The organism is Bacillus sp. AP50 (assembly GCF_040492675.1).
Taxonomy (GTDB): domain Bacteria; phylum Bacillota; class Bacilli; order Bacillales; family Bacillaceae_G; genus Bacillus_A; species Bacillus_A cereus.
The window spans coordinates 1-11,228 of the sequence record NZ_JBEUTW010000147.1 but is presented as its reverse complement, the minus strand read 5'-3'; the positions used below and the strand labels follow the sequence as shown (position 1 = coordinate 11,228).

Sequence of the window (11,228 nt, the reverse complement as noted above, 5' to 3'; positions counted from 1 at the left end):
GTTGAAATGTATTATAATTGGTTATTAAATGGTTACATAATAACCAATTAATAACCAACTTTAGACCAATTCCATTCAACTAAAGAGGTGCTCTATGAACAAATTTGAAACTAACCACATTGTATTGATCACCGTTTTAAAAGAAACACGAAAAGCCCTACATCAACAACTAACGGAGATGATAGGTGACCTCATAGATATTGAAAGTTTTTCTGTAGAAGAAAGTATTCCAAAAGTATTTCATTCTACATTAATCTTGTTACCTAATACATTTACGATAGAAACGGTGAAAGACTTTATTGGGGAAAACTGCGAAGTAATAATAGCAAAACGAACATTAAATTATGAAAACGTGGACCAGCTTTTATTTTTACCAGAAGGAACACAAGCCCTATATGTGAATGATAATCATGAAACAGTATACGAATCCATTGAAACGATGCGTCAATTGGGGCTAAACCATATTGAATATTTTCCATACTATCCTGGAAAAACGAATATACAAATGATTAAGCTCGCAATTACACCGGGCGAACTTGAAATTATCCCTGACTTTGTAGAAAAAGTAATTAATATTGGCCATAGATTAATAGATATTACTACAATCATGTCCATTCTAGATCGATTTCATTTAATGGAGGAATCAGGTAACCACGTTTCTGAGAGATACTATCGAAAAATAGTAGATTTAACAAAGAATTTAGCTAAAGCTCATCGACAACTGCATCAAGTAATTGATGGTGTTGGTGATGGCATACTAGCCATTGATTATGAAGGAAGAATTGTTGTCTTTAATGAATTTCTGGAAAGCATGCTGAAAATAAAAAGTAAAAACGCTATTGGTCATCCGATTGATGCCATTATTGATAATATTGATTTAGTAAACTTCATCCTTTCAAATAAGCAACAAGAAAGCGGAATATTTGTTGTAAACGGCTTGGATGTAATAGTGGAACGTCTACATATAAATGATCAATCGATTATTGTTACTTTTAGAAATGCCCTTAAGACCATCGGGTTTGAACGTAAATTAAGAAAAGAATTTGTCAAAAAAGGTTATGTAGCAAAATACAATTTTCATAATATCGTTGGCATTAGCTCTACGATCCAAGACACGAAACAAATTGCCAAAAGGTTAGCTAAGACTGATTTAACTGTATTAATTGAAGGTGAGAGTGGTACCGGAAAAGAGTTATTTGCAAGTGCTATTCATAATGCTTCACAGCGAAATAGCGGCCCTTTTCTTGCCGTTAACTTCAGTGCTTTATCGGATGATTTAGTCGAGAGTGAGTTATTTGGTTATGAAGACGGAGCGTTTACCGGAGCAAAAAAAGGCGGGAAAATGGGATTATTTGAACAAGCAAATGGCGGCACTATTTTTTTAGATGAGATTGGAGATATTAGCCTGAAACTTCAAGCACGACTACTTCGAGTATTGCAGGAAAAAGAAATCATGCGTGTTGGCGGAAGCCAAATTATCCCGATAGACGTTCGGATTATTGCAGCGACCAATAAAGATCTACTGAAAATGATTCAAGAAAATATGTTTAGAGAAGACTTATACCATAGGCTTAAAGTACTCTTTATACACCTCCCCGAATTAAGGGCACGCCGAAATGACATTGAATTATTAGCTAAACATTTTGTCGCACTATCGGACCCTAAAGTCAAAATTGAACAAGAATTGATTGAAGAACTTCACGGATATCCATGGTACGGAAATGTAAGAGAACTTAAAAATACGATAGATTATATGCTTGCTGTCCGTACCGGAAACCAAATAACAAAAAATGATTTGCCTAATCAACATTATTTTCAAAAGCCTCCACATAAGAAAACAAATAGCGATCAGGCAGAAAATATTAAACCCTTTTCTTCAAGTTCAAACGCTCTTGATCAAGAATCCCTTTTCATCCTTACCCTTATCATGAATTATGAAGAAAAAGGAAAAGCAATCGGAAGAAGGATTATTTCTGAAAAGAGCCAAGAAGTCGAAATAAATTTATCTGAAGCACAAGTGAGACACCGGTTGAACTTCCTGAAAATGAAAGGTTATGTGGAAATAAAAAGAGGTAGAGCAGGGATTCATTTAACAAGAAAAGGGTTGGAGATTGTACGTAGTCTTTAGTCAAGGTTCGGATTTTCAGATACATAGAGGCTGTTTTATAAACAGCCTCTTTTTTTATGGAATAAAACGTCGATAAATTTAAGTTACAAATATTCAGAATTAATATTAAAATGAATAATGGGGATAGGGGTATGGGCTTATAAAATTTATACATAACGAGGGAATAGAAATGAAACTACAATTAAAAGCGGATTTAATGTTACTACTAGTTACATTTTTTTGGGGTGCATCCATCCTACTTACAAAACTTGGACTTGATGGCATAGAAGAATATAATTTAATCGCATTACGATTTATTATCGCTTTTCTTTTATCAGGTTTAATATTTTACAAACATTTATTTAAGATCGATTTTAAAACTGTAAAATATGCATTTATACTCGCTTCTGTCTTATTTATCGTTTACATTTTCGCGACTTTCGGTACAAAGTATACGAGTGTTTCTAATGCTGGTTTCCTACTATGTCTCACAGTCATTTTCATTCCAATATTATCAGCTATATTTTTAAAACACATTCCGGAAAAGAAAGTTATAGTAGGAATCATTTTAACGATAATAGGAATCGGCTTATTAACATTAACGAGCGAATTCAAAATCGGTAACGGCGATATATTTTGCATACTGTCTGCCCTGTTTTATGCGATCCACGTCATCATTACTGGAAGTGTAACGAAACATGTGAATTCCATTGCACTTGGAGTAGTGCAACTCGGCTTCGTCGGCCTATTTAGTCTTATTTTTTCATTCATTATCGAAACGCCAAAACTGCCTAGCACAACCAACTCATGGCTAATCATCCTAGCCTTAAGTATATTTTGCACCGCAGTCGCATTCATCGTGCAAGTTATCGCCCAGCAATACACTACACCTACCCATACAGGTCTTATTTTTTCATTAGAACCTGTCTTTTCCGCAGGCTTTGCTTTCGTTTTCACAGGTGAAACGCTGACAGGAAAAGGATACTTAGGGGCTACGCTTATATTATTGAGTGTGTTAATTGCTGAGTTGGATTTTAAGAGTTTGTTGAGGCCTAATTATAAGAAGAATATAGAGTAAACATTTCAATAGAATCAATAAACATACCCCAGAAAAATATGAGTTTATATTATTTTCATTCTCTTCACTTAGATTTTCTTTTTAGATGCTATCTTCAAACAAGGTAGCATCTAAAAAATGTTAAAAGGAATCTCTCCTTAGTATCTTCTTATACTCGATGTAGTTTGCATACTTGACCTTTTCTACGTTCTTTAATTACTTACTGAATATAGTCATACAGATTTTTCGCTAACAATAAACAAGTTACTGTAATGAAAAGGGCACGAACATACCCGCTCCCTTTTTTTATAGCGAATTTGGAACCAACAATCCCTCCAGCAATTTGAGCAATCCCCATTATAAAACCATACGCATAGTTGACTTGCCCTACATACATAAACATCAATAATGCACCAACATTACTTCCTAAATTAAGAAGCTTCGCATTACCTGCTGCTTTTAAAAAATCATACCCAATAAATAAAAGAGAAAACATTAAAAATGAACCTGTTCCAGGACCTAGAAATCCATCATAAAAACCAATAGCAAAAACAAAAAAAGTAAAAATAATGACGTGTCGACCAGACAATTTTTTATGAGTGGAAATACTACCCCAATCCTTTTTGAATATCGTATAAATAGCGACCGCACCAAGCATGATCAGCATTAATGGCTTCAATACTTCTGGATTCATTAAATGAACAGTCCATGCCCCTATTATGGAACCTATGAAAGTGAGCGGAACTAATTTAAACGCCGATTTCAAATCAAGATTACCAGAACGATAAAACACAATATTACTAGTTGCACTTCCCATTGTCGATGCTAGTTTATTCGTAGCTACTGCACTTGCTGGATTCAGTCCTGTAAATAATAAAGCTGGTAAAGCAATGAGTCCACCACCACCTACAACTGAATCAATAAATGCAGCTAAAAATCCAAAAGCAATCAAAATCATTAATACGGATGGGTCTAAATAAAAATCCATACTATTAACCTCCCCTTTAGTCACTATTCGAATAGTAACTAATAATTTGCTAAATGTAAATAGTTACTGTAACGTTAAAATATAAAAGCAAACATCGGAGGACGAAAAAAGTGGACTACATAGTGCAACAGCTTAAAAAAATTGGTTTCAATGAATATGAAGCTAAATCTTATGTATCTCTTGTTAAACAGGGGCCTGTCACAGCCTATCAAGTGAGTAAAGATTCGGGTGTCCCAAGAGCGCGAATTTATGAGATTTTAGGTAACCTTGTAGAAAAAGGAATTGTCATGAAAGAAGAAATAAATGACACCACCCGCTATTCACCTCTACCTGTTGAAATCTTTTTACAGAAGGCGCAAACAGAATGGCAATCTACTTACGAAGGAATAAGTGATTCATTAAAAAAACTAGAAACTTCCGAGGAAAAAACGGATAATCGAGTAATTACTTTAAAAGACAATCAAACAATCATTAGCTACTGTCAGACATTAATAAAAAAAGCAGAACGACGTATTGTCATTTCAATGTGGGATGAGATGTATGAAGCGTTAAAAGAAGATCTATCTGAAGTAGCTGATAAAGTTACAATACAAGGTATTACCCTACATGTTGAAGATCCCATTAAAAATCTAGAAGCCCATCGCATAACACCTTATACAGAAACCTTGTCTACAGAACATTGGTTTATTGTATCGATAGATTCTAAAGAGATGATTTATGGACCATCACTTGAAGAGCGTAATATTGCTTTTTATACAGATGACCCCGTTCATATATACTTATTAGAGGATTATGTATGGCATGATGTTTTAGTCAATCGACTTGTCCGACGTAGCCAAGATGATTTGCAGCAATGGATTACTGCAGAGAGAAAGTCTTTCTTTATGGGGAAATGAGAAGCATATTGAAAGAATCAAAAAATAAAGCATAAGTGAATGAAATAGAACACTTATGCTTTATTTTATTTGCAAAGTGATGCTCCAGCCTTTTCACTATTTCCCCTCCACAAACCGCCCAAACTCTTTCAAAAATCTCAGCTTAAAACTCCCCACAGGTCCATTCCGATGCTTCGCCACATGAATCTCCGTCATCTCTTTCTGCTTCGTTTCCTTATCGTAATAATCTTCGCGGTACATAAGCATAATGACATCCGCATCTTGCTCAATTTGTCCGGTCTCTCTTAAATCAGATAAAAGTGGACGCTTATCTTGCCGTGCTTCTACAGAACGAGATAATTGTGACAATGCTACTACACAAACATTTAATTCACGCGCCAATACCTTAAGCTTACGAGAAATTTCACTAATCTCTTGAAATCGATTGCCCTTATGCTTCGGATCGCCCGTAATAAGCTGCAAGTAATCTACAATAATTAAAATCTTTTTATCACCGTGCTTCCTCTTTAACTTACGAGTTTGCATCCAAATATCTTGCACTGTAACGCCTGCATTGTCGTAAATCTCAAATGGCAACTCACCAATCTCCGCAAACGCCTTACTCACCTTTTCCCAGTCCTCTATCGCAAAACGATGCTTCGGATTTTTCAGCCTACCTCCTGACACTTCGCCCACGCAAGACGCCATCCTTTTTAACAATTGCTTACTACTCATCTCTAACGAAAACAATCCAACTGCCGCTCCAGCCTTCGCCGCATGCAGTCCAACATTTAGCGCAAACGCAGTCTTCCCCATAGAAGGGCGTGCACCAAGGACGACAAAATCACCCTCCTGCAATCCGCACGTCATTTTATTTAGCGATGTATAACCAGTCTCAATACCAGTAATCTCTTTCACATCTTGATGAAGCTCCTCATACAAATCAACTAACGCATCCTTCAAATCAAACTCACATACAGAGTCTTTCTCCTCTAACTCACAAAGTGCCGTAATCGTTTCACCGATAACTTTCTCACTCTTCTCCGCAATAAGACGCTCCCCCATCTTGTGCCCGAGAACACCAGCCTGATACATTTTCCACGCACCTCGAACAAGCCCCTCATAATAAGAGAAGTTGGCAGTTGTAGGCACACCATCCATTAACCCTATAAAATACTCCATTCCCCCGATGCCCTTCAAAAAATTCGGATCCAACCTAGAAGTGAAAGTCACAAGATCAATCGGTTGCCCCTCGCCTTCCATCTTTCGCATTAACTGAAATATAGACTTATGTACTGGCATAGAAAAATACTGCTCCGTCAAACGGCACTCCTTAATAAGCTCTCCATCAATTAATAGAGAACCTAACACCGTCGTCTCCGCCTCCACATTTTGAATACTCATGGCCGCCACCCGCGCTCCGCTAAAAAGCGCTGCAACTCCTCCTCAGATGGCGCATTCTTCTCCCACTCCTCACACCTCGCCAAAAACTCCTCCGTCTCCCCCGTACTAACAGACGACTCCTTCTTCCGAAAGCTCGCCGTATCCGCCTCAACCTCAGAAACTTTCGTAAATCCTTTCCCGTGCCACCCTCTCAAAATGCCCTTCACATAAGCAACCGTCCGCTTATTATTCTCAAACGCAATTTGAAGAGCCTTCAGCACAAGCTCCTCTGACAAATCTTCCATCCACGCACTCAGTTCCTCCACAGTATGCGGAGACAAACTTCCGAAATGTTGCTCATAAAAAGAAAACACGCGACTTCCCGTCTCTTCTTCTATAACCTCTTCTTCCGCCTCTGTCTCCTCACAAACTGGCTCAACATCATCCACAGCCAAATCACTCGGCATACCGAAATGCGCTAAAAGCATCGGAACATTCAGCTCCTCCTCTACGCACTTCTGAAGAAATATATGTACAAACTCCTTATTCTTCACACCCTTCAGCTCACGAAGCACACACTTCTCCACATTCATATTCGTCACCGGATTATAACGAAGCCAATTCAAAACGAATAACTCACGAGTATCCGCATCATAAAGAATCTTCCCATAATCAATGAAGCGCTGCACAAGCTTATCAACAGTCTCCCGATTATAACCCGTCTCCATCTCAGCTAACCGCTTTGGAAAAGGAAAAATCCCACACTGCGTCGTCTTCGAACAAGTTAACAAATAAACATAAAAATACCGCTCCTCCGGCGTCAAATCCAAAACAAAATCATCCTGCCAAAAATTCACCTGCACAGTACGATACACCGCCACCCTAATTCCTCCCGTCTCCGTTCAAAAGTAAAAGCCCCTTCATAATATATATGGGAGACTGGCCGGGTTTTTGGCGTGTTATTTCAAATTTTTTTTGACTACTACTACGGTGTTTGTTGTTGTAGTTGTTTTTGTTATGTTTTTTCTTAGTGATTTATTACTTGGTAGGGGCTTGTAAGGGGCTTATGAGGGGCTAGTTATCGGTTACTTCGATTAAAAATACTCGATTTGAGAAGCCACCTCTTTCTTCTGCTTTCTTTTTTCGGATTTTGTTGATTTCTTCTAGTGTTGTGCCTTCGTGTTCGGCTAGGGCGTTTATTAGTTCTAGTAGGTCGGATAGTTCTTCTAGTTTATGTTCTTTTGTGTCTGCTTCTAGGTATTCGGTTAGTTCTTCTTCTGTTTTCTTGCAGATTTCTTTTATGTATTCGTCTTGGGGTAGGATTATTGTTGTGGGTGTTTTTCCGTTAGCTTTTATGATTTGTGGGATTTTGTTTCGGATTAGTTTGTTGTAGGTTGGCATGTCGGTTTCCCTCCGTTTGATTTTTCTTCTATTATAATGGAAAAGCAGTTTAACTAGGTGTTAAACTGCTTTGTTGCTTCTTATTAATTAATATCAATTTTTTCTACTAACATTGCTGGAATACTAATTTCGCCACCCATAGTAGATTTATAAGTATATATACCTGCAGATTTCCCCTTAACAGTAACATTATCTTTTTCTAACACTCTTGAATTTAGAATGTCACTTTTATAAACAACGTATAATACTTTATCGTAATTTCCATTAACCGCTATTCTTAATTGAGTCTCACCTTGTCCTTCCATTACTTGAAGAACTTTTCCTGTAAATTTAGCTTTCTTTCCTTTAAAATCATCCGGTGTTCTAGCTAATTGATCATATGTAATTCCTGTTTCATATCCAATGCGCTCTTCTTCCTCTTTTGCTGCTTTCTCCGCTGCTGCTTTCTCTGCCGCCGCTTGTTCTGCTGCTGCCTTCTCCGCTGCTGCTTTCTCTGCTGCTGCTTTCTCTGCCGCTGCTTTCTCTGCCGCTGCTTGTTCTGCTGCTGCCTTTTCCTCAGCTGTTAACTCTTTCTTCTGCTCAGCTTTAGCTGGTTTAGCCACAGCTTTTGTCTCTTCTGCCTTTTTCGTATCATCAGCAGTTACACCAACTAAAACAAACATTGCTATTACACCTATTCCATAGAACTTTAACACACTTTTTCTATTTCGTTTTCCTTCTTCTCCCCATCTAACTACTAATTGAGGTTTAATAATCCCAATAATTAATGCTATTAAGCATACAACAAATAATAATGCAAATAAAGTATTCAAATCGCTTATCCCTCTCACTTTTTTATTTAATTACAATTAATTTCATTCAAACTATATATTCCCATGTTTTAATGTTTTTTTCAACACAAAATTATTTGATTGATTTGTCAGATAATAAAAATTAACACTTATCAAATAAACTACCTGTAAAAATACTTATAAAGGTAGTAAACGGAAGGATTTGTATTACAATGATGATCAATGAAAAAAGAATAAAGCATGATATCGAAAATAGTTTTTAGTCTTAATAAAACAGAAAGACAGATTCCCCATTTTATTACTAATAGGGAAACTGTTTACTTACAGGCTATATTTTATTGATTGCTTCTTTTATATACTGTTCTTCCTCACCCGTAAAAAGAGTGGGGAATTCGGCTAATGGGATTTTTGATTGTTTGATTATATCCTCTATATCACTTTGAGAGATATCAAGGTAGTTCGTTACCTCTTCGATTAAGTTACAAAATTCCTTCAAAGTAACTTGAACATCATGATGACTCGGATCCTTCTCTTCTACCTTATACTTTTTCAACTTCCCTATCACATCCATAAAACGTCGATCAAACTTATCTTTTAATTCCTTATTATTATAAAACGTTTGAACACTCTCCTTTGAAAAATGTTCCTCTAACCATTCTTTATTTTCTTTCTCCCATATAAAAGTTTGAAGAAAAGAAGAAAACAAAGCAACATCCACTCGTTCTTCCTTTTGAAACTTCTTCGCCATCTCATCCATATGCGAAAGTACCTTCGCAATTCTTTCTTGCTCCGCCAAAAGCATCTCTCTTTGAAAATTCATTTGTCTTAAAAATTCTTCAGTCTCAATATCACGCTGCAATATAATATTTTGAATTTCCCCAAGCGAAAAACCAAGATGCTTAAACGATTGAATTTGCTGCAGCACATACAAATCATCTTTCGTATATAACCGATGCCCGCCCTCAGTATAATCGCTCGGCTTTAATAAATTAATCTTGTCATAATAACGAAGCGTCCGCACCGTAACATCCCCAACACTTGCAAACTCACTAATCATCCACGCCATATCATCACCTACTCTACTAACTTCTCTCTCACATACTGAAGCATATGAGAAAAACTCATCTCATTCTGCCTACAATATTGAAACAAACCTACAACAAGCAATAAAAAAGGAATATTCCCTCTATAACGATTTTCATACTCGCTAATACCATCATAAAAATACTCATACTTTCTTTTTCGTAAAACGATATAAATCGCAATAAACAACACGGCAATCATAATAAAAATTCGCTTTCCCCTTACCTCCACTTCTTGTTTCATCACCTATTCTCCTTCCACTATATACTTATCTTCTTTAAATACAGGAATTCTAATGAAATAACGATATGGCTCGTCGCGTATTACTTTCCACGCAACAATGATCACTTGAACGACCTCAAAGGCAAACACAATCCAAAACAAAACATCACTAATACGCGAACTAATATTAAATAGAAGAAAGATTAACAAATGAAAGTTGAACGCCTTTCGGCAATGGTATTTGTACCCTTCATTTTTACGTGCCAGTGTGATGTACATGAGTAATGGTGAAAAGATTCCTATTGCGGCTGAGAGTAATAGCATGATGATGGTGTTTCTTTTTTCTTTTGTGGTGGTTTTCATGAGTGGTTTTGTCCCCCTTTTTATTTTGTCTTCTTTAGGTTAGGGGATGACGTTGGGGTAGGTGCAAGGGGATTGTATAAAAAAATTTAGTAACACTAATATAGGATAAGAGCTTTACAATGACAGGGTGGAAGTCGTGAATTCAAGCCTCTCCGGGTCATACAGTTAGTTATATCAAGAATTTGAGTACGTTTCTTAACAATTAAAAATGTTATGGTCATTACCAAACCGGTATGACTAAACAAAAATCACTTCGCAAAAAATGCGGTGTGGTTTTTGTTGTTAAAATTTGCTGTCCTTGATTTTTTGGACGATAGAGAGTTTAAAAATATTACATCGAAAACGCTACAAAGCTATCGGGATATTCTGAAACAGTTTGAAAATTTCTGTTTAGAACATGATGTTATTAATGTCGAGGATATTACTACAATTATTATGAAGCGATACATCTTGCATTATCAAAAGAAAGGAAACAACGCAACGCTACCTTCCCTAAAGTCGTCACGCTGTTTGGCAATGACTTTGCCTTCCTGATTACGTTCTATAATTAAGTTTCTTTCCATTTCTGCCACTGCTAATAATGTAGTTAAAAAGAACCTTCCCTTTGTGGTATCTTCTAATAGTCCTTTTACAATCACGATTCCCTCAACAGTGTTTCTTGCTAGTCTATCTAGTTTAGTGACAACTAATGTATCACCTTCTTTTAGGATTGAAAGAACTTCTTTTAACTGGGGTCTGTCTGATTTTGTTCCTGTAAACTTCTCAGAATAAATATTGTCACAGCCTTCATTTTCTAATGCTGTTAATTGTACATCTAATTCTTTTGACACTGTACTTACTCGTACGTATCCGTATTTCATTATGTAATAGCCTCTTTTTTACCGTCCATTTATGACAACTAAGTTATGACCCTCTTTTTGAAAAAAGTAGAATTAAAATATCTATAGTATTATATAAT

Annotated in this window: 12 protein-coding genes and 1 pseudogene; 4 read left to right on the top strand and 9 right to left on the bottom strand. The window is 36.5% G+C overall.

What is annotated here, in order from left to right; all coding sequences use genetic code 11:
* The first annotated feature begins 94 nt into the window (after positions 1-94).
* Positions 95-2,128, top strand: a complete 2,034-nt coding sequence (locus ABWK52_RS13095) for a sigma 54-interacting transcriptional regulator (RefSeq protein ID WP_098430379.1) — start codon at positions 95-97, stop codon at positions 2,126-2,128.
* 169 nt (positions 2,129-2,297) lie between these two features.
* Entirely contained in the window at positions 2,298-3,185 is an 888-nt protein-coding gene (locus tag ABWK52_RS13090) for a DMT family transporter (RefSeq protein ID WP_000776060.1), read from the top strand.
* Between the two features lie 199 nt (positions 3,186-3,384).
* On the opposite strand, the gene ABWK52_RS13085 is transcribed toward ABWK52_RS13090, so the two are convergent.
* Complete coding sequence (locus ABWK52_RS13085; protein ID WP_000348425.1) at positions 3,385-4,152, bottom strand: TSUP family transporter; 768 nt, start codon at positions 4,150-4,152, stop codon at positions 3,385-3,387.
* A gap of 110 nt (positions 4,153-4,262) precedes the next feature.
* Between ABWK52_RS13085 and ABWK52_RS13080 the strand changes: the two genes are divergently transcribed.
* A complete protein-coding gene (locus ABWK52_RS13080) occupies positions 4,263-5,048 on the top strand; it encodes a TrmB family transcriptional regulator (RefSeq protein ID WP_000384621.1) in 786 nt (261 codons plus the stop codon).
* A 96-nt stretch (positions 5,049-5,144) separates the two neighbouring features.
* Here the strand turns inward: ABWK52_RS13080 and dnaB are convergent, their stop codons facing one another.
* The 7 genes from dnaB to ABWK52_RS13045 form a co-directional block, all read right to left on the bottom strand.
* Positions 5,145-6,431: a replicative DNA helicase gene (dnaB, locus tag ABWK52_RS13075; protein WP_141537376.1), complete on the bottom strand. Its 1,287-nt coding sequence runs from the start codon at positions 6,429-6,431 to the stop codon at positions 5,145-5,147.
* A complete protein-coding gene (locus tag ABWK52_RS13070) occupies positions 6,428-7,291 on the bottom strand; it encodes a DnaD domain-containing protein (RefSeq protein ID WP_098541730.1) in 864 nt (287 codons plus the stop codon). The genes dnaB and ABWK52_RS13070 overlap by 4 nt, the downstream gene beginning before the upstream one ends.
* A gap of 193 nt (positions 7,292-7,484) precedes the next feature.
* Positions 7,485-7,811, bottom strand: coding sequence for a nucleoside triphosphate pyrophosphohydrolase (locus ABWK52_RS13065; protein ID WP_098541728.1), 327 nt, complete (start codon positions 7,809-7,811; stop codon positions 7,485-7,487).
* Between the two features lie 83 nt (positions 7,812-7,894).
* A complete protein-coding gene (locus tag ABWK52_RS13060) occupies positions 7,895-8,623 on the bottom strand; it encodes a hypothetical protein (RefSeq protein ID WP_016122017.1) in 729 nt (242 codons plus the stop codon).
* 307 nt (positions 8,624-8,930) lie between these two features.
* A complete protein-coding gene (locus tag ABWK52_RS13055) occupies positions 8,931-9,668 on the bottom strand; it encodes a MerR family transcriptional regulator (RefSeq protein ID WP_098541726.1) in 738 nt (245 codons plus the stop codon).
* Between the two features lie 8 nt (positions 9,669-9,676).
* Positions 9,677-9,928 (bottom strand): hypothetical protein, encoded by a 252-nt coding sequence (locus tag ABWK52_RS13050; protein WP_061664125.1) that lies wholly within the window; start codon positions 9,926-9,928, stop codon positions 9,677-9,679.
* A gap of 3 nt (positions 9,929-9,931) precedes the next feature.
* Positions 9,932-10,270: a DUF4870 domain-containing protein gene (locus tag ABWK52_RS13045; RefSeq protein ID WP_098541724.1), complete on the bottom strand. Its 339-nt coding sequence runs from the start codon at positions 10,268-10,270 to the stop codon at positions 9,932-9,934.
* Between the two features lie 267 nt (positions 10,271-10,537).
* Between ABWK52_RS13045 and ABWK52_RS13040 the strand changes: the two genes are divergently transcribed.
* Entirely contained in the window at positions 10,538-10,804 is a 267-nt protein-coding gene (locus ABWK52_RS13040) for a site-specific integrase (protein WP_255289041.1), read from the top strand.
* Here the strand turns inward: ABWK52_RS13040 and ABWK52_RS13035 are convergent.
* Positions 10,756-11,130, bottom strand: a pseudogene (locus ABWK52_RS13035) (recombinase family protein); the annotation flags it as partial. The gene ABWK52_RS13040 and the pseudogene ABWK52_RS13035 sit on opposite strands and share 49 nt — an antisense overlap.
* Positions 11,131-11,228 lie beyond the last annotated feature (98 nt).

Bases quoted from the DNA above. Each gene is read 5' to 3' on its own strand.
- ABWK52_RS13095 (WP_098430379.1), top strand. From the start codon at position 95: ATGAACAAATTTGAAACTAACCACATTGTATTGATCACCGTTTTAAAA.
- ABWK52_RS13090 (WP_000776060.1), top strand. From the start codon at position 2,298: ATGAAACTACAATTAAAAGCGGATTTAATGTTACTACTAGTTACATTT.
- ABWK52_RS13085 (WP_000348425.1), bottom strand. From the start codon at position 4,152: ATGGATTTTTATTTAGACCCATCCGTATTAATGATTTTGATTGCTTTT.
- dnaB (WP_141537376.1), bottom strand. From the start codon at position 6,431: ATGAGTATTCAAAATGTGGAGGCGGAGACGACGGTGTTAGGTTCTCTA.
- ABWK52_RS13065 (WP_098541728.1), bottom strand. From the start codon at position 7,811: ATGCCAACCTACAACAAACTAATCCGAAACAAAATCCCACAAATCATA.
- ABWK52_RS13055 (WP_098541726.1), bottom strand. From the start codon at position 9,668: ATGGCGTGGATGATTAGTGAGTTTGCAAGTGTTGGGGATGTTACGGTG.
- ABWK52_RS13050 (WP_061664125.1), bottom strand. From the start codon at position 9,928: ATGAAACAAGAAGTGGAGGTAAGGGGAAAGCGAATTTTTATTATGATT.
- ABWK52_RS13045 (WP_098541724.1), bottom strand. From the start codon at position 10,270: ATGAAAACCACCACAAAAGAAAAAAGAAACACCATCATCATGCTATTA.